19 protein-coding genes are annotated in these 17,865 nt (G+C 65.7%); 10 read left to right on the forward strand and 9 right to left on the reverse strand.

Annotated features, from left to right (window positions below; all coding sequences use genetic code 11):
* Nucleotides 1–884 (forward strand): VCBS domain-containing protein (locus VEC01_RS18350; RefSeq protein WP_324902358.1); only part of this gene is annotated, 884 nt, incomplete at its 5' end.
* Nucleotides 885–911: 27 nt separating this feature from the next.
* Here the strand turns inward: VEC01_RS18350 and VEC01_RS18355 are convergent.
* The gene (locus tag VEC01_RS18355) at nt 912–4,067 is read right to left on the reverse strand and encodes an error-prone DNA polymerase (RefSeq protein ID WP_324902359.1); all 3,156 of its coding nucleotides are present in this window, start codon (nt 4,065–4,067) and stop codon (nt 912–914) included.
* Nucleotides 4,068–4,226: 159 nt separating this feature from the next.
* Between VEC01_RS18355 and VEC01_RS18360 the strand changes: the two genes are divergently transcribed.
* The 4 genes from VEC01_RS18360 to VEC01_RS18375 all read left to right on the forward strand — a co-directional run bounded on the left by VEC01_RS18360 (nt 4,227) and on the right by VEC01_RS18375 (nt 8,538).
* A complete protein-coding gene (locus VEC01_RS18360; protein WP_324902360.1) occupies nt 4,227–4,418 on the forward strand; it encodes a hypothetical protein in 192 nt (63 codons plus the stop codon).
* Between the two features lie 216 nt (nt 4,419–4,634).
* Complete coding sequence (locus VEC01_RS18365; RefSeq protein ID WP_324902361.1) at nt 4,635–5,840, forward strand: polysaccharide pyruvyl transferase family protein; 1,206 nt, start codon at nt 4,635–4,637, stop codon at nt 5,838–5,840.
* Between the two features lie 306 nt (nt 5,841–6,146).
* Nucleotides 6,147–7,523, forward strand: a complete 1,377-nt coding sequence (locus tag VEC01_RS18370) for a cytochrome ubiquinol oxidase subunit I (RefSeq protein WP_324902362.1) — start codon at nt 6,147–6,149, stop codon at nt 7,521–7,523.
* Nucleotides 7,516–8,538: a cytochrome d ubiquinol oxidase subunit II gene (locus VEC01_RS18375; protein WP_324902363.1), complete on the forward strand. Its 1,023-nt coding sequence runs from the start codon at nt 7,516–7,518 to the stop codon at nt 8,536–8,538. Before VEC01_RS18370 ends, VEC01_RS18375 begins: the two co-directional genes overlap by 8 nt.
* A gap of 61 nt (nt 8,539–8,599) precedes the next feature.
* Here VEC01_RS18375 and VEC01_RS18380 read toward each other — a convergent pair whose 3' ends face one another.
* On the reverse strand, nt 8,600–8,824 hold the full coding sequence (locus VEC01_RS18380) for a hypothetical protein (protein ID WP_324902364.1): 225 nt from the start codon (nt 8,822–8,824) through the stop codon (nt 8,600–8,602).
* 161 nt (nt 8,825–8,985) lie between these two features.
* On the opposite strand from VEC01_RS18380, the gene VEC01_RS18385 reads away from it, so the two are divergent.
* The gene (locus VEC01_RS18385) at nt 8,986–9,675 is read left to right on the forward strand and encodes a hypothetical protein (RefSeq protein WP_324902365.1); all 690 of its coding nucleotides are present in this window, start codon (nt 8,986–8,988) and stop codon (nt 9,673–9,675) included.
* Between the two features lie 25 nt (nt 9,676–9,700).
* Here VEC01_RS18385 and VEC01_RS18390 read toward each other — a convergent pair whose 3' ends face one another.
* The 6 genes from VEC01_RS18390 to imuA form a co-directional block, all read right to left on the reverse strand.
* Nucleotides 9,701–10,213, reverse strand: coding sequence for a hypothetical protein (locus tag VEC01_RS18390; protein ID WP_324902366.1), 513 nt, complete (start codon nt 10,211–10,213; stop codon nt 9,701–9,703).
* Between the two features lie 37 nt (nt 10,214–10,250).
* Nucleotides 10,251–10,475 (reverse strand): hypothetical protein, encoded by a 225-nt coding sequence (locus VEC01_RS18395; RefSeq protein WP_324902367.1) that lies wholly within the window; start codon nt 10,473–10,475, stop codon nt 10,251–10,253.
* Nucleotides 10,476–10,547: 72 nt separating this feature from the next.
* Nucleotides 10,548–11,456 carry an alpha/beta fold hydrolase gene (locus VEC01_RS18400; RefSeq protein WP_324902368.1) on the reverse strand — a complete coding sequence of 303 codons (909 nt, stop codon included), beginning with the start codon at nt 11,454–11,456 and terminating at the stop codon, nt 10,548–10,550.
* Between the two features lie 266 nt (nt 11,457–11,722).
* A complete protein-coding gene (locus tag VEC01_RS18405) occupies nt 11,723–12,046 on the reverse strand; it encodes a hypothetical protein (RefSeq protein ID WP_324902370.1) in 324 nt (107 codons plus the stop codon).
* Between the two features lie 263 nt (nt 12,047–12,309).
* Nucleotides 12,310–13,779: a DNA polymerase Y family protein gene (locus VEC01_RS18410; RefSeq protein ID WP_324902371.1), complete on the reverse strand. Its 1,470-nt coding sequence runs from the start codon at nt 13,777–13,779 to the stop codon at nt 12,310–12,312.
* Nucleotides 13,712–14,452, reverse strand: coding sequence for a translesion DNA synthesis-associated protein ImuA (gene imuA / locus VEC01_RS18415; protein WP_324902372.1), 741 nt, complete (start codon nt 14,450–14,452; stop codon nt 13,712–13,714). Before imuA ends, VEC01_RS18410 begins: the two co-directional genes overlap by 68 nt.
* Before the next feature lie 145 nt (nt 14,453–14,597).
* Here imuA and VEC01_RS18420 point away from each other — a divergent pair, with 145 nt between their 5' ends.
* A complete protein-coding gene (locus VEC01_RS18420; RefSeq protein WP_324902373.1) occupies nt 14,598–15,506 on the forward strand; it encodes an endonuclease in 909 nt (302 codons plus the stop codon).
* A gap of 5 nt (nt 15,507–15,511) precedes the next feature.
* On the opposite strand, the gene VEC01_RS18425 is transcribed toward VEC01_RS18420, so the two are convergent.
* Complete coding sequence (locus VEC01_RS18425; protein ID WP_324902374.1) at nt 15,512–15,940, reverse strand: hypothetical protein; 429 nt, start codon at nt 15,938–15,940, stop codon at nt 15,512–15,514.
* Between the two features lie 241 nt (nt 15,941–16,181).
* On the opposite strand from VEC01_RS18425, the gene VEC01_RS18430 reads away from it, so the two are divergent.
* The 3 genes from VEC01_RS18430 (at nt 16,182) to VEC01_RS18440 (ending at nt 17,751) form a co-directional block, all read left to right on the forward strand.
* Nucleotides 16,182–16,538: a cupin domain-containing protein gene (locus VEC01_RS18430; RefSeq protein WP_324902375.1), complete on the forward strand. Its 357-nt coding sequence runs from the start codon at nt 16,182–16,184 to the stop codon at nt 16,536–16,538.
* Nucleotides 16,539–16,595: 57 nt separating this feature from the next.
* Nucleotides 16,596–16,916: a nuclear transport factor 2 family protein gene (locus VEC01_RS18435; protein WP_324902376.1), complete on the forward strand. Its 321-nt coding sequence runs from the start codon at nt 16,596–16,598 to the stop codon at nt 16,914–16,916.
* A gap of 88 nt (nt 16,917–17,004) precedes the next feature.
* Nucleotides 17,005–17,751 carry a hypothetical protein gene (locus tag VEC01_RS18440; RefSeq protein ID WP_324902377.1) on the forward strand — a complete coding sequence of 249 codons (747 nt, stop codon included), beginning with the start codon at nt 17,005–17,007 and terminating at the stop codon, nt 17,749–17,751.
* Nucleotides 17,752–17,865: the final 114 nt, after the last annotated feature.

Genomic DNA, 17,865 nt, shown 5'->3' on the forward strand with positions numbered 1-17,865 from the left:
TCAGCACGAGCGTCACGCGGGCGGCAGGCACGCTCGGAACCTTGACGCTCGCAGCGGACGGCAGCTACGTGTACTCGGTCGACAATAGCGCCGTGCAATATCTGAACCCGGGTACACGCAAGATCGACACGTTTACCGTGAAGGCCGTCGACGACACGCAGAAGCAAGTGAGCTTTACGATTAATGCCGCCGACCGGTTGGCTCCGAAGATCCTTTTCGTCGACGATGACGGCGGCGCAGCAAGCAGCAATACCTGGCTCAGTATATTGAGAGATCTTAACTACACCGTGGATTCCCAGGTGCTGGCGGTCGACGGCGACCCAACCAATCTTTCCAATTACGATATGGTGATCTGGGCTGCCGGTGACCATGTCGGCAACCTGACGGCTGCCAACGTAACGAACCTGTCATCCTACCTCGATAACGGGGGGAATCTTCTCTACTCCGGCAAGCTGCATGGTGAGCCTTCCGCGTTTGTCGACAAGTACTTGGGTGTGAGGAATTACAATGACAATTTCGCCTATACCACCTATACCACCTATCCCGCCGATGCTGAAGGAATTGGTTTTTTGGTCGGCCGCACTCCACATGATGTAAGGAATTTTAGTTGGTTTTATTTTGGCAAAGGGAATTCAGGCGGAAACGCAATGAGCATGTTCGGCATGGCAACGGCAAGGTCTGTGGTGGAGCTTATCGATGATGCAGGTTTGGCGTACTTCGATGGGAGCAAAGACCATCACGTCGCGGCCTTCAACCAGACGGAACAGTTCCATACCGCGACAATGGGTTTCGACATCAATCAGCTTGATCCTGGCTACCGCTACGGACTCATGGATAAGCTTGTCCAGCTGGTGGGCGGCGCTTCCTGGCAAGACGTGTTTTGACGCAGCGATGAGAAGCGGGCCGGGACGTCACGCGAAGTCCCTGCTCCGCGTTCGTAAATCCCCGAGCAGGTGGGTCATGTCGACCAGCCGCTTCGCCACCAGATGCCGCACCTGGCCCTCGCACTGCCAGACGCCGTAGACGCCGAGCAGCCGCGAGGCGAGCAGCTCCCTGCGGAAGCGATCCACCAGCGCTGGCCAGACGATCACGTTCACCAGCCCGGTTTCGTCTTCGATCGTGACGAACATCGTGCCGCTGGCGGTGGCCGGGCGCTGGCGCACGGTGACGATGCCGCAGCCGCGCGCGAACTGGCGGTCGGCGAAAGTATTGAGTGCGTCCGCCGGCAGGAAACGCAGCTTCGTCAACGCCGGCCGCAGCAGGGACAGCGGATGGCGGCCGAGCGTGAGGCCGAGCGCATGGTAATCGGCGACGATCTCCTCGCCCTCGGTCGGTGCGGGCAGCGGCACCGGGTCTTCGTGCAGCGGAGCCCGGCGCAGCAGGTCCTTGTCCGCTTCGCCGGCCACCGCCTGCCACAGCGCCTGCCGGCGGTTGCCGGCCAGCGCCGCCAGCGCGTTCGCATCGGCCAGCATCTGCAAGTCGCGCCGGGTCAGCTGCGCGCGCAGCGCGAGATCGCCGAGATCGGAAAAACCGCGGATTGCGCGCGCTTCCTCGATGCGCCAGCCGGCCTCGCTGGAGAGCCCGCGCACCAGGTTCAACCCGAGGCGGACCGCGGGCTGTACGCCCGATGCCGGTTCCAGCGTCGCCTCCCAGTCGCTGGCATGGACGTCGACCGGGCGCACCTCGACCCCGTGGCGGCGCGCATCCTGCACCAGCTGCGACGGCGAATAGAAACCCATCGGCTGGCTGTTGAGCAGCGCGGCGAGGAACACCGCCGGCTCATGGCGCTTGATCCAGGAACTCGCATACGCGAGCAGCGCGAAGCTGGCCGCATGGCTCTCCGGAAATCCGTACTCGGCGAAGCCTTCGATCTGGCGCACGATGGCATCGATGAATTCTTCCTCGTAGCCTTTCCTGCCCATGCCATCCCGAAGCTTCTGCTGGAACTGCCCGAGGTCGCCCTTGCGCCGCCAGGCCGCCATCGAGCGGCGCAGCTGGTCGGCTTCGCCGGGTGAGAAATCCGCCGCCAGCATTGCGATCTGCATCACCTGTTCCTGGAACAGCGGCACGCCATGGGTGCGCTCCAGCGCCGGCCGGATCTCCTCGCGCGGATAGGTGACCGGCTCCAGCCCCTGGCGCCGCCGCAGGTAGGGATGCACCATGCCGCCCTGGATCGGCCCGGGACGCACGATCGCGACCTGGATCACCAGGTCGTAGAACTCCCTCGGCTTCAGGCGCGGCAGCATCGTCATCTGCGCGCGGCTTTCGATCTGGAACACGCCGACGGTGTCGGCTTCGCCGATCATCGCGTAGGTGGCCGGGTCTTCCGGCGGGATGTCCTGCATGGTGAACACTTCGCCGCGCCGCTCGCCGATCATGTCGAGCGCGCGCCGGATCATCGACAGCATGCCGAGCGCGAGGATGTCGATCTTCAACAGGCCAAGCGCATCGAGGTCGTCCTTGTCCCACTGCACCACGCTGCGCTCGGGCATCGCCGCATTTTCGATCGGCACCAGCCGCGACAGCTTGCCGCGCGCGACCACGAAGCCGCCGGGATGCTGCGACAGGTGGCGCGGAAAGCGCATCAGCTTCTCCGCCAGGCCTGCCCATTGCTGCGCGACGGGTGATTCCGGATCCAGCCCGCATTCCGAAAAGCGCGCCGCCAGGCCCGTCTTGTCGTCCCACCAGCGATGCGATTTCGCGATCTGGTCAATGATCACCAGGTCCACGCCGAGCGCCTTGCCGACGTCGCGCAGCACGCTGCGCGGCTTGTAGCTGATCACGACCGCGGTCAGCGCGGCGCGCAGGCGGCCGTATTTTTCATAGATGTACTGGATCACTTCCTCGCGCCGCTGGTGCTCGAAATCGACATCGATGTCGGGCGGCTCGTTGCGCTCCTTCGAGATGAAGCGCTCGAACAGCGAGTGCGCCCGCGCCGGATCGACCTCGGTGATGTAGAGGCAGTAGCAGACCGCGGAATTGGCTGCCGAGCCGCGCCCCTGGCACAGGATGTCGCGGCTGCGCGCGAAGCGCACGATGTCGTATACCGTCAGGAAGTAGGGCTCGTAGGCGAGTTCGGCGATCAGCTTCAGTTCGTGCTCGAGCTGCGCCTGCACCTTGGCCGGGATGCCGGACGGATAGCGCCGGTGCGCGCCGGCGTAGGTTTCGCGGCGCAGGTAGTCGGTGGGCGTTTCGCCCGGCGGCACCAGCTCGTCCGGGTATTCGTAGCGCAGCTCGTCGAGCGAGAAGGTGCATCGCTCTGCGATGCGGATCGTCTCGGCCAGCGCTGTCGCCGGATAGATGTTCCCCAGCCGCAGCCGCGAACGCAGGTGCTGCTCCGCATTCGGCGCGAGCTCGTAGCCGCATTCCGCGATCGCCTTGCCGAGCCGGATCGCGGTCAGCGTGTCCTGCAGCGGCTTGCGCGAGCGCACGTGCATGCACACGTCGCCGGTTGCCACCACAGGCAGCGCATGCGCCTGCGCCACCTGCTCGACAGCGGCGCGATGGCGGTCGTCGCCGGCGCGGTGCAGGAGCGTCATCGCCATCCATGCGCGCCCGGGGAAGGTGCGCAGCATCCATGCCGCCTGCGGCGCGAGCCTGTCGGCGTCGATGCCGTGTTCGGGCAGGAGGATCGCCAGGCAGTCCGGCAGGCTGCGCAGGTGGGCAAAGGCGGGAGCGGGCGTACTGATGTCCTCCGGCCTGAGCAGGTAGCTGCCTTTGCCGGCACGGGTACGCGCCAGCGTGATCAGCTCGGACAGATTGCCGTAGCCTTCGCGGTTCTGCGCCAGCAGGAGCAGGGAAAAGGCCGGGGCGCCGGCGGCGTCGACCAGTTTGAACTGGCTGCCGATGATCAGGTGCAGGCCGTGCGCCTTGGCCTCCGTATGCGCGCGCACCACGCCGGCGAGCGAACACTCGTCGGTGATCGCCAGCGCCGCATAGCCGAGCCGCACGGCGCGCGCCACCAGTTCCTCGGCATGCGATGCGCCGCGCAGGAAGGTGAAATTGGTCATGCAATGCAATTCCGCATAGGCGGGGAGGGTGGCCGGCAGAGAAGACAGGGAGGACATGCAATGCAGAATATACTGTACAAAAACACAGTATATGATCTATACCAACTTTTCGTCACGGCATTTGCATTTTCGCCTCGCATCCTCCGGTTGCGGCCTCTCAAAGGTTGTTTATCCTGCAACGATAGACTGCGTTGAAACCACTTTTGGAGACCGCAGATGAAAACAACCGGACGCATGCAGACCTTCACGCTCGCCCTGCTGGCAGTCGCCGGCATCAGTGCCTGTGGCGGCGGAGGCGGTTCTCCGGGCATTTCTCCGCATGCGGCCAACAGTCCAGCCACCAAGCTGCATGGTGAAGCGGCGCAGGGCGGGGCCGCCACGGGAGAAGCGGCCGCGCCGCAGCAGTGACGCCGCGCGCTCCAATGCACAGCGCTCCGATGCCCATCGCACCGATGTTCTCCATTCAACGGCACCGCTTCCTGCGCCTGCACCAGCGGCGGTTGTTGCGCCTGCTCCAGAGACGCCACCGCATTCAGCGGCGGGTGTTCAGGCTGCGTCCGCCTCTGCGCGCGCGCTGACCGCCAGGCGCGCCGATACCGGGGCGCGGGTTTATCATGCCGTGTAATGCCTGATTCGTCCGCCACCGTCCCCGTCATCCTGTTCGGCGCCTTCGACCGCCACAACTTCGGCGACCTGCTGTTTGCGCATGTCGCCGCCGCCTTGCTGCCCGGCCGCGAACTGATCTTCGCCGGCCTGGCCGGACGCGACCTGCGCCCTCATGGCGGGCACCAGGTCGCCGCGCTGCCAGCGCTTGCCCGCCAATGGCGCGGCCGCGCGGTCAACATCATCCACGCCGGCGGCGAAATCCTGGACTGCGATATCTGGGAAGCGGCGGTGATGCTGCTGCCGCAGGACGAAGCGCAGCAAGCCATCGCGCACTTCGGCCCGCATCCTGAAGCGCGGCAGGCATGGGCGCAGCAGATGCTCGGGCTGCCCACGCTCGCGCCCTATGTGGCGCCGCGCACGCTGTTTCCGCAGGCACGCCGCGTCATCTTCAATGCCGTCGGCGGCGCCGGGCTCGTGCAACGCGATGCCGCGTTCCGCGCCGATGTGACCGGCACGCTCAAGGATGCCGATGCGATCGGCGTGCGCGACATGCGTACCCAGGCGATGCTGCGGCAGGCCGGCATCGCCGCGCAGCTCATGCCCGACCCGGCGGTGATGGCCGCGGAACTGTTCGGCGGCGAAATTGGCCGCCATGCGGCCGCGGGCGAAACGGCGGACATGCGCACCGCTTTCCCGGATGGACACATCGCCGTGCAGTGCAGCGCGGACTTCGGCGACGAGGCGACCCTGCGCGCGATGGCGCTCCAGCTCGACAGCATCGCCGCTGCGACCGGCTGCGGCATCGCGCTCTTTCGAGCGGGAGCGGCGCCCTGGCATGACGACCTGTCCTGCTATGCGCGTCTGATGGCACACATGCGGAGCAAGGCGGTGCGCATCTTCCACTCGCTCCACCTGTGGGATATCTGCGCGCTGCTCGCGACCAGCCGCTGCTACGTCGGCAGCAGCCTGCATGGCAGGATCGTCGCGATGGCTTATGCGTTGCCCCGTGTAAATCTGCTGCATCCCGGCTACGGCGGCCCGCATGTAAAGCAGGCCGCGTATGCGGCAACCTGGGATGCCGGCCTGCCGGGCTGCACTAATGTGCAGAGCCTCGCGCAGGTCGCGCTGCAAGCGATCGTCACCAGCGAGGACGTGCGCCGCTCGAGGGCGCAGGAACTGGTGCGGCAATATCGCGATGGGTTTTCTCGCCTGGTGGAAACATAAGATATTGCTTATCCATTCACCAAAAAAATTAATTTTTGTTTTGCTTTTATTGCATCTATATTGACTGTGCGGTCTGAGAGCCAGGCCGCAATCGGCATGTCCGCCCACGAGGCGGCATGCGCGGCGCAAGATCGTTCCGGCGCCGTTCTTACGTTGGATATGGAGACCTCGCATCACGGCTGCCGGCATGGCGGCGATGCGAAAAAGAGAGCGGCGCAGCCGCCACGCATTTGACGCGCAAGCGTGATGCGGCAACCGGCCGCCGCGCCTTGCGTCCGCAAGACCAACCACCATATTCAAGACACTATGACGATCGACCCGACCATGCTCGCGCGCGTCCAGTTCGCGAGCAACATCACCTTTCATATCCTGTTCCCCACGATTTCGATTGCGCTTGGCTGGATGCTGCTGTTCTTCAAGCTGCGGCATGGGCGCACCGGCGACGCGAAATGGATGGAGGCCTACCAGTTCTGGGTGAAGATCTTCGCGTTGACCTTCGCGCTCGGCGTGGTCTCCGGCATCACGATGAGCTTCCAGTTCGGCACCAACTGGCCGGGTTTCATGGAAACCGTCGGCAATATCGCCGGGCCATTGCTCGCCTACGAAGTGCTGACCGCATTCTTCCTCGAGGCGACCTTCCTCGGCATCATGCTGTTCGGCGCGCAGCGCGTGTCGAACCGGGCGCATACGCTGGCCACCTTCCTGGTCGCCGCCGGCACCACGCTGTCGGCGTTCTGGATCATTGCGCTCAACTCCTGGATGCATACGCCGGCCGGCTTCGAGATGGTGGACGGACGCGCCCATGCGACCGACTGGCTGGCGATCCTCTTCAATCCCTCCATGCCTTACCGCCTGGTGCACATGCTGCTCGCGTCGGGCCTGACAGTGTCCTTCCTGGTCGCCGGCATTTCCGCCTACCGCTGGCTGCGCGGCGACCGCGCGCCGTCGGTGGCGGCCGCATTGCGCACCGGCGTCGCCGTCGCGGCACTGCTGATTCCGCTGCAAATCTTCGTCGGCGACATGCACGGCCTGAACACGCTGGCGCACCAGCCGGCGAAGATCGCGGCGATCGAGGGCATCTGGCAAACCGAACGCGGCGCGCCGCTGCTGCTGTTCGCGCTGCCCGACGAACAGGAAAAGGCGAACCGCTACGCGATCGGCGTGCCCGGCATGGCGAGCCTGATCCTCAAGCACGACATCGCCGGCGAACTGCAGGGACTGGAGGCCTTCGGCGACAAGCGCCCGCCGGTCGCGCCGCTGTTCTGGGGATTCCGCGTGATGGTCGGTACCGGCCTGCTGATGCTGGTGGCATCCTGGCTGTGCGTGTGGCAGTTGCGGCGCAAGGGCGAGCCGTCGCGCTGGATGGCGCGCGCGCTGGTGGCAATGAGCTTTTCCGGCTGGGTCGCGACGGTGGCCGGCTGGTATGTGACGGAAATCGGCCGCCAGCCCTACCTGGTGTACGGCGTGCTGACCACAGCGCAGGCGGTGGCGCCGGTGCCCGCGGCCATGGTCGCCAGCACGCTGGCGATGTATCTCGCGCTGTATGCGGCGCTCACGCTCGCCTATGTGACGGTGCTGTTCCACCTCGCACGCAAGGCCGGCCATGCGGCGCGCGGCGATGCGCGGCCCGTGCACCGGCTCCATCCGCAACCCATCCAAGCCTCTGGAGAACAACATGCCTGAACTGTCCCAACCCGGCGCCTGGCTGCCGCTCGTCTTCCTGCTGCTGATGGGCGTGGCGATGATGGTCTATGTGATCCTCGACGGCTTCGACCTCGGCGTCGGCATCCTGCTGCGCCGCGCCGACGACGAGGAAAAGGACATGATGGTCGCCTCCATCGGCCCGTTCTGGGATGCCAACGAAACCTGGCTGGTGCTCGGCGTGGGCATCCTGCTGGTCGCCTTTCCGATGGCGCACGGCGTTATCCTCGGCCACCTGTATTTCCCGGTGGCGCTGATGCTGGCCGGCCTGATCCTGCGCGGCGTCGCCTTCGATTTCCGCGTGAAGGCACGGGCGGCGCACAAGCAGGCGTGGAACACCGCGTTCTACGCGGGCTCGGTGCTGGCCGCCGGCGCGCAGGGCGTGATGATCGGCCTGTACATCGTCGGCTTCGATACCGGCACGCCGCAGCTCGCGTTCGCGATGTTCACCGGCGTGTCGCTGCTGGCCGGCTATGCGCTGCTCGGCGCGACCTGGCTGATCATGAAGACCGAAGGCGGCCTGCAGCGCAAGGCGATCGGCTGGGCGCGCGGCAGCCTGCTGCTGTGCGCGCTGGGCATCGCCGCGGTGTCGGTCGTCACGCCGCTGGTGAGCCAGCAGGTGTTCGACAAGTGGTTCGCGCTGCCGAACATCCTGCTGCTGGCGCCGGTGCCGGTGATGACCGCGGCCTTGTTTGTCGTCGCCGACGCGGTGCTGCGCCGGATGCTGGCGGCGCCGCCGGCCGATGTGGAACCGCTGTGCTGGCTGCCGTTCGCGGCGACGGTCGGCATCTTCCTGCTGGCCTTCAACGGACTGGCCTACAGCGTCTTCCCGTACCTCGTGGTCGATCGGATCACGATCTGGCAGGCGGCGAGCGCGCCCGAGTCGCTGAAAATCATTCTGTGGGGTGTGGCGCTGGTGCTGCCGACCATCATCGGCTACACGGTGTTTTCCTACCGGGTGTTCCGGGGCAAGGCGCGCGCGCTGAGCTACAGCTGACGCGGGGCGGACAGGCACTGCTTCCCCCGTCCGTGCACCCGGCTGCGGCGTGCGCCGGCCGCTAATCCAGCGGCTTGTCGGTGTGGCGCCAGACCGCTTCCGGCTCGCTGCGGGCCCGTATGCGCTCCCATTTCGCGCCGCAGGCGTTGCAGATGTAATAGGCGACATGGCCGGTCGCGGTCGCGCCGAAGTTGATGCCTGCGTCGGAATGCAGCAGCAGGTTCGCATGCGGCGATACCACGGCGTTCGCGCCATCGAGGGCAATGCAGTCGGGACAGTCCGGCATGGTGCATACGGGATGAGTGGAAGAGGGCATACTTCTGACTGTGCGAAGCCGCTTTGGTTTTCGGCGCCGGCATTCTATTCCATGCATCAACCAGCTGCGAAGCTGCAGCGCGGGCCGGAATAGGTGAAGCGGTGCGGCATGCTCTTGCTGAAGGATGGAAAATGAATCGACTGGCGCGCGGAGCGCTGTATCTGCTGGCGATATTGCTCGCCGGATCTGCCCACGCGGCGGAAACCTTGAAGGATGTGCTGGAACGGGTGTCTGCCGCGTATGGGAAGACGCCGCCGGCGGCGATGGTCGAGCAGGGAACGACCACCTCGTTCCGGCGCGGCGAGGGCGCGCTGCTGCGCCAGTACCGGGCGCCGGACCGCTTCAGCATCCGCATCCGATACGCGACCGGCAGCGAGTCGCGCGTGCTCGCGGGGGAGCAGGCATGGCAACAGGGTGCGGCAGCCAACCCCATCCTGCGCGGCGCCATCGTGCTGCAGGTCGCGCGCATCGCGCTGCCCTGGAACATGCTGGCGCAGGCATCGGCACTGGTCGATCTCGGACCGTCCGCAATGGAGGATGGCAAGCCGCTGCGGGCGATCGGATTTCCGCTGGAAGAAAACCTCAGGCTGGTCGTGGAAGTCGATGCGCAAGACGGACGCATCCTGCGTTCGCGCGGCATCCAGCGCATCGGCGCCGGCAGCATGGAATTCGCTACCGTCTATTCGGAGTTCCGCCATGGACAGGGCCGGATGCATGCCGCGCGCGAAGAGCATTATGCAATGGGGCAGCACACCGGCTTTTCGGTGATCCACAAGGTCGCCTACCCGGAGAGCCTGCCGGATGACGCATTCGCGCCCTGAAAGCGCGAACGCCATGCGTGCGGCGCTATGCCGCCTGCGCCAGCAATTCCTTCAACCGGACATGCAGCCTGAGCGGCATGTCGTCGCGCTTCTTGGTCGCCATATAGCGCGTCAGTTCGCTGCAGCCGTCAAACTTCCCGCGCTGAAAGGCCGGGTCGGAGGCGTGCTGGCGCGCGCCGTTGAACGCCGCATCTTCGATGGTGGCCGCATGGCGCAAATCGCAGACGTTCTCCAGCAGGTCGCGGAACAGCAGCGTGCACGCACTGCCGGTAATGACGCGCTGCTCGCTCGCCGGTACCTCCCATTGCTGGCACAGGGAATCGAACATGCCCATCATGTAGCCGAGGCAGTAAGGATCCTGGCTGAGCGAAGTCGCCAGGCGCAGCAGGTTGCCTTTCTTGCCGCTGGCCGGCGCGGTGCCGGGCGCCTGCAGCAGGATCAGGAATTCCACCAGCTCCGCCATATGCCTTGGGGACGAAGCCGGGGTGTCGAGCAAGGGCGCCTTGGCGCCGCCGAGCAGGTCTTTGAAGAATTTCAACACGGTAGCGGAGGGGGAGAAGATCTTCCCGGTAAGATCATTCTGACCGGAAATAGTTCTCTTCGGAATCGCACCTGCCGCGTACTTGCAACCGGATCAACAGACCCGGCTGCGCAATGTTGCGCCGGGCCGTCATCGGCGTATCGGCAATGCCGATCGGCTTGAGCGCCGTGCTGGCGTCATCCGCCTTGACCGCTGCCGCGATCGCCATCCCCCGGGTCAAAGGGGAGGTGGCTGCCTTCGCGGCAAGTACAACGGACACCGCCATCCTGGTGCCAGGCATGCCGGAAATCGCGCGGCACAGGCGGAAAGGGGCGAGGTGCCGCCCAGCCGCTCAGCCGTTCGCTTGTGCCGGCTGCGCCGCTTCCGTGTGGAGCGTGTCCAGCTCCGACGACAGCCGGCCTTCCATCCAGTGCAGGATATCCGTGAAGATCTGCACCCGGTTGAGCTCGTTGAAGTTCTCGTGGTAGTTGTCGGGGTAAAAATGATAGTCGAGCAGCGCGGGGTCGATGGACTTGAGCATCGCATCGGCCGCATGCCAGTCGGCCAGCTTGTCATCGCCCGCGACCACCGCAAAGGTCGGATAGCGCCACGCCGGCATTTTCTCCGCCAGCCCTTGCTGCGCGAGCTGCAGTTCGTTGGCAAAGCGCATGGTGACCTCGGTTGCGCGGGTGTTGTCGCGCTCGTCCTCGAAGTGGCGCCGGGTGATCGCCTCGTCATGCGTCAAGAGTCCGGTCAGGGACGCAAGCGGAACCTTCATCGTCGGGAACAGCTTTGCCAGCAGGCCGGAGAGCTTGACCAGCAGCGCCGGCACCTTGATCGCATTCACATAATAGGGCGAGGACAGGATGAATCCCTGGATGCCGGGATCGCGCGGAAAGCGATGCAGCCCGAGATGGGTTGCGATCAGGGCGCCCATCGAATGTCCCATCACGAACACGGGCAGCCCCGGATAGCTTGCTTTCGCCCATTGCAGGAACAGTTCGCCGTCGTCGAGGAAATTGTGGAAGCCGGGAATGTCGACCCGCTTCTTGCGGTCGTGCCCGCACATGTCGTAGCTGACGGTGGCGATCCCGTGCTCGCGAAACCAGAGCGCCGGCGTCACATAATCGCCCGCATGCGCCATGCCGCCGTGGATCGCCAGGATCACCGCGCGCGGCTGCACCGGTTCCCACAAATGGATGGTGCGCTCGATGCCGTCGGAGCACCTGAGCTTCGCTAGTCTGTCTTCGGAAAAACGCATGGTCTGTCCCCGGATGATTTCGTTCTTAACTGTAGGGGGGATGGCGTCACCGCGTTTGAGAAAACTCAACCTTCGCCCGGCGTGGAATTCCCGGATCAAGTCATTCAGGTCATGCCGGGTGCCGGCGGAAGATGCGACGCGAACCGGATGATGTATCGAGGCCGCGGATGGAGCCTTGTTCAGGAATTGTCAGGCCGGAGTTTACTTCGCGCTGCAATTCGGGTGGCGCCATGCTGACGCCACCCCGTTTCGTGATCGCTATCCGATCAACGGCACTTCTCGCTGTATGCCTTCTTGATTTCGGCGATAAGATCGGCCCTCTCCGGCGCGCCGCCGATTGCCTGGCCCGCGACGTAGGCGAACGGGCAGTTCATGCGGTCGGCCTGGACCTGATAGCCGGCGTACAGCTTGATCATTTCGGCGGCACTGGCGCAATCCTTCGACGTCGGCTTGTTCCCGCGCATATGCGGCAGGCTGTCGATTTTCGCCTCCAACGGTTTTATCAGTGATTCGCATTGCTGCTGCGTCGCCGCGTGTGCGGTGTTCAGGGCAGAAGTCATCGTCAAAAGCGCGGCCAGGACAAGGCGCATACGTTTCTCCTCTCGGGTTGTTTTTGATGGGGCGGTCCGCCTCGGTAGGCCGAACCGGGGCCGCAGGTATTCAGGAGATGTCCCGGGCATCCGCAGGGCTGCATGGGACATTCGGTCGACAGGATAATGCTTTTCCTGCTTTCTTGCCGGAGGCGCCCTGGACGCCGTTCTCGTCAGGCGCAACAGCCAGATTCAAAATGCATTCGGTGCTGCCGGTCGCGGGAGCGCGCTTCAGTGGTTCTTTCTGTAGCTGACAGCAGCCCTCAACTGAAAAATCCCTGCAAAAACCAGCAAACCTCCTCCCCGAACCGCTCCCGGTACACCCAGTAGCAGGTCGATGCCGCATCCTGCGCAATGAAGTAATCGCGCATCACCAGGCCGCCGTCCCACCAGCCGCATTCGATCCGCTCCGGTCCCTTGAGCAAGCGCAGCGGCGAGCCATAGAAAGGGCGGTTGTCGCGCATGATCAGCGCGATGGGGGTTTCCAGCAGCCAGAACGGCCGCTCGGCCTGCAGCGCCGGTGCAGGCGCGGCACGGCCAGGAGCTGCTGCCGGTGTCCAGGCATTGCTCACTTCCGGCCGGTGATCGGCGCGCGGGGAAGGCGACAACACGCCGCAGTCGCCGAGGCGCGCGGTCAGCAGCTCCAGCAGGCGGTGATAGTCGGCGGGCGAACTGCCCGGATCGGGAAACAGCGATTCGGTAGGCGGCTGCATCGCGGCGACCTGCAGCGCTTCCAGCCGCAGCGCGATCACAGGCGCGGGCAGTGCCACGCGGCCGAGTCTTTCCTTGAGCAGCCGGGTCAGGTGCGCTTCCTGCCAGGCGGGATCGGCGAGCGCGATCTCGACCGGCGTCGGCGCCACCGCGCTGCGGCCGCGCTCGTGCAGCAGCAGCAGCACGAAGCGCGAGACCGCAAGCTGCTGCGCAACCAGCCAGCCGGTCATCTGCAACAGCAGCCGGCGCGCGGCAAACAGCACCGCTTCCGCATGCTCGATGCGGTCGGGCAGTTCCATCTGCGCGGCGAAGGTCTTCGGCGCCTCCACCCATTCGAACAATTCCGGCGCATGCCCGTAGGCGCGGTCGAGCGCATCGAGCACGCTCTTGTCGCAGCGCCGCTGCAGGCCGGCGCGCGGCAACCGGCGCAGGTCGGCGAAGGTGTGGCAGCCGATGCCTTCGAGCCATTCGCGATAGGGGTAAAGCGCGGGCAGCAGGGTGCAGCGCAGCCGGTCCATGCGCCGCACCATTGTCTCCATGCGCACCGCGCGCCGCTGGCGCAAGGCAGCTTCGCTGCGGTGGCGCGCGAACAGCCAGGCGGCTTGCGCGGTCGGCGCCATGCCGAGCTGCGGCGTGAAGCCGAGCGCGCCGACGGCAGCGCGCACCAGCCGGCACAGTGCCAGCCGCCCGCCGAAGGCGCGCAGGCTGGCGGTGACGTCGAGCAGCAGGCTGGATTCCCCGGCCAGCGCCACCTCGGGCGTGTACTGCAGCAGCGCGAGCGCGATCGACGACAGCGCTTCCTGTTCCCGCGCCAGGTCGCGCTCATGCAGCACCGCATCCGGGCACAGCGTCTGCACGCTGGCGCGTCGCATGCCGAGGCGCACGCCGCCGGCGGCCGCCTGCGCGCTCGCCGCCCGCACCTGCTCGCGGTCGACGACGACATGCGGACCGGGTTCAGACCAGCGCGGCCGGAAGGTTTCGAGCGGCAGCTGCGGCAGGTGCACGCCTATCCATGTGCGCATGAGCGGAACCCGTGTCGGAGGGCGCGGCCGGCAGGTCTTCCAGCCGCAGGTGGAACGCTTCGTCGTGCTGCGGGCCGCGCCGCTTGACGATGCGCAGATCGATGCCGCCCGCCGCGGGATGCAGCGCCAGGCGCAGCGGCGAGGGCGATGCATCCTGCGCGCAGGCGAGCGGGCGCATCATCCAGAACAGGATGTCGGTGCCCTGTGCGGCGAGATGCAGGCGGCGCAGGGATTCGGCGCGCACCTGCTGCTGCCAGAACAGCAACGCGCCGCAACTGCCGTTGCGCAGCACCTGTTCCGCGCTCCACAGCGCATCGACGCTGCGCGCCGGCCGGATCCACAGCAGGCTTTCCGCCGGCAGGCCCCATGCGAGCCAGGCGGCGATGTGCGGGCGGTGCGGCGGCTGCAGCAGCGCGATGCGCCGCCTGCGGGCAATGGCGCGCAATGCGGGGCGCAGCAGGCGCATCTCGCCGATGCCGGCTTGCTGCAGCAGCAATTCGATCAGCACCGCGCTCGGCCAGCCGCCGTTGGGCAGTTGGGCATCGAGCGCGGGATGGCCGGTGGGAACGACGGCCGCCTGGTACGAACCCATCTGGTCGGCACGCCAGACCGAGGCGGGCAGTGCGGGAGATATCGCTTCCGAAGGCGATATGGAGGAAACTAATGCGGACATCCGGACCTCTTAATTCTTCTTTTGGGCAAGATGCAGCCCATCAATCTATACTGTACAAATATACAGTAATAAGCGAAGGCCGATTAGTCAAATTGGTTATGCGACTGATTGGTCTTTATTCTTTTTCCCGGTCTTTTTGTTTTTCATGCAAGCCCGTATCACCTCCGTCGGACTCCTGGTCAAGCCCGATCCGGCAGACGCCTTCTCCTATCCGGACCATATCGACCGCGCCAGCCTCGATGCCTTGCCTTCGAAGCCCGGCATCTACATCTTCCGCGACGAGCAGGACCGGCCGCTCTACATCGGCAAGAGCGTCAACATCCGCAGCCGCGTGCTGTCGCACCTGCGCACGCCGGAAGAGGCGCGCATGCTGCAGGCCAGCCGCCATGTGGAATTCCGCCGCACCGCCGGCGATATCGGCGCCTTGCTGCTGGAGTCGCGGCTGATCAAGGAGATGCAGCCGCTGCACAACAAGAAGCTGCGCCGCACCCGCGAGATGTGCACGCTGCATCTCGGCCCCGATGCGCATGCAGTGCCGCAGATCGTCCATGCGCGCGACGTCGACTTCGCGACCACGGCGGACCTGTTCGGCCTGTTCGCCACGCGCCGCGCGGCACTGGAAAAACTGCGCGAGCTCGTCGATGCGGAAAGGCTCTGCCCGGCAATCACCGGGCTGGAGACGCGGGTGCGCGGCCGCGCCTGCTTCGCGCGGCAGATCGCGCGCTGCCTCGGTGCCTGTGTCGGTACCGAACCGGCCGAGGAGCATTACCTGCGGCTGCGCGCGGCGCTCGAGGAAATGCGCATCCTGCTCTGGCCCTATCCGGGGCCGATGGGCATCGTGGAAGAGTGCGACGGCTGGGAGCAGGTCCACGTGGTCGACCACTGGTTCTATCTCGGCTCCATCGATCGCGGCGCGGCCGCCTTGCCGGTCAAGCATGCGGCGCGGCGCAGCTTCGACGTGGATACCTACAAGATCCTGGCCAGACCGATGCTGCGCGGGGAGTTGCGCCTCGAACCGGTGCCGCTGCAACGAGGAAAACAGGCGCGGAAATAGGCGGGTCAGCCCGCGTCGGATGCGGATCCGGCATCGGTAAGCAGGTCGTGCGCATTCAGGATCGCATAGACGATGTCCGGACTCCTTTCGAGGCAGCGCCTGACCGCCGCCGGGACCGATTGCCGGATCTTCCTGCACAAGCCTGGCTGTTCGTCGAGCCGGATGGACAGGCCGCGCACCGTGCGCACTTCGTTCGCCCTGGGCGCGATGCGCAGCACGATGCCGAGCTGGGCGCGCATCAGGTCCGCCACATGCATCAGGTCGGCGTAGCTGGTGATGCCCTCGATGCGCGCGATCAGCCTTTTTTCTTCCTCGCGCGTCAGGCGCAAGGCACGGATATCGGCGTGCGGATCGGCGAGCAGTTCATCGCGCCCGCAGATGCAGGCGCCGGGCGGGCACTCCTTGCGGATCGGAAAGGGGAGCGGTTCTGGCATGCGAATCTCATTGCGGGGAAGGGCGCTGAACGGGAATCATGCGTTGTGCGTCGAGTATCCTGCGCGGGCGAGGGGCTGTCAAACCGCACTGCCGCGTCGGCGCGTTCCGCACTTCCGGCGGGCACCGTTATACTCTTGCGGACAAGGAAGGCGGTGAAAAGTCCATGCCGACCGCCGCCGTATGTCCCATGTGCGTGTGCCGCAAGCGCGATCGCGCTCTCCCTTTTGGAGGCCTTTCATAATGACTATCGGGCAGAGAATCTTCGCCGTTGCCGACCATGAGCAGCCGTCGCAGGATGAACCGGTCCGCTCGGTGGTGCTGGAGACGCCGGACGCGCTGATCGTGGTCTGGCATCTGCGCCCCGGCCAGGAAATCGCGCCGCATGTGCATCCGCGCGGGCAAGACACCTGGACCGTGCTGTCGGGTGCGGCCGAGTATTTCCAGGGAGGTGGCGTCATGCGATCGCTGCAGGCGAAGGAGGTCGCGGTCGCCTTGCCCGGCCAGGTGCACGGCGCACGCAATACGGGCACCGTGCCCTTCGTGTTCGTGTCCGTCGTCGCCCCGGGCAATGCTGGCTTTGCACTCGCACCTCCATAGCATGGAGGGCATTCACATCTGTTGGGGGAGGCGCCGACGACACCGCGGGAACTGGTCATGGCCTGGGTCGGTGCATTCAACCGCGCCGATGCCGATGCGCTTGCCGGCTTTTATGCGGAGGATGCGACCAACCACCAGGCCGCCGAATCCCCGGTGCATGGCCGGGAAGCGATACGCCGCATGTTCGCTGGCGGCTTCGCATCGGCAAACATGGTCTGCATCGTGGAAAACCTGTTCGAGGACGGGGAATGGGCGATCCTCGAATGGCGCGATCCGCTCGGCCTGCGCGGTTGCGGCTTCTTTCACGTCATAGAGGGAAAACCGTCTTCCAGTTGCCGCTGCCGGAGCGCTAAGCGGACCGCGACGGGCGGGCAATAAAAAAGCGGTACAACCGGCAGACGCCGATCGTACCGCTTCCATCACGTTACCTCAAACGGAGACTGCTTATTTCGAAGGGGAACCGGGCGTGGCCGAGCTGCTGCTGCCGGAACCTGTGGTGCTTCCCGGCGTGGTGCTGCTGCTGGATCCTCCGGTCGAGCCGCCCGCGCCGCTGCTGGAGCCGCCCGTCGAACCACCCGTCGAGCCGCCGGCACTGCTGGAGCCGCCCGTCGAGCCGCCCGTGGAGCCGCCGGCGCTGCTGGAGCCGCCCGTCGAGCCACCCGTGGAGCCGCCAGCGCTGCTGCTGTCCGAGCTGCTGGTTCCGCCGGTCGTGCCACCGCTGGAGCCGCCTGTGCTTCCCGCCCCGGCCGAGCCGCCGGTGCCGGAACCGGTCGCGCCGGTGCTGCCCCCGGTTCCGCCGCTGCCGCCAGCAGTGCTGCCGGTCGAACCGCCGGCGCTGCTGCCGCCCGCACTTGAGCCGCCTGCGGTGCTGTCGGTGCTGCCAGGCGTGCTGCCCGTGCTGCCGCCCGCGCTGCCGGCGCCGGCACTCGGCGATGCACTCGAGCCGCTGCCTGCGGTGCTGCCGCCGGTCGAGCCGGGGCTGGCGGCTGAGCCGCTCGATCCGCCGGCGCTGCTACCTGCCGCACCTGGGCTGCCGGTGCCGCCGCCAGCACTGCCCGAATCCTTGTTACATGCGCCTAGTGTCAGAGTGGCGAGAAGCGCCGCGAGCAATACTGAATATTTCATGTTTGTTCCTCTCAAAAAATATAGTTGTAGAACCGATTTCACTCATATCGCATGGTTGAATGGGCTCCAATATTGCGTTCTCGGCTAATTGGAGGAATCCAAGGGGCGTAAGTGCCTGCGGGACGTTTGATAAATCTCAATGACGATATGTTTATTTCAATAAGGGTATCGCCCTGCACCAGGTTCTCACATGGGAACTTAG

The organism is Noviherbaspirillum sp., from assembly GCF_035627455.1.
Taxonomy (GTDB): domain Bacteria; phylum Pseudomonadota; class Gammaproteobacteria; order Burkholderiales; family Burkholderiaceae_D; genus Noviherbaspirillum.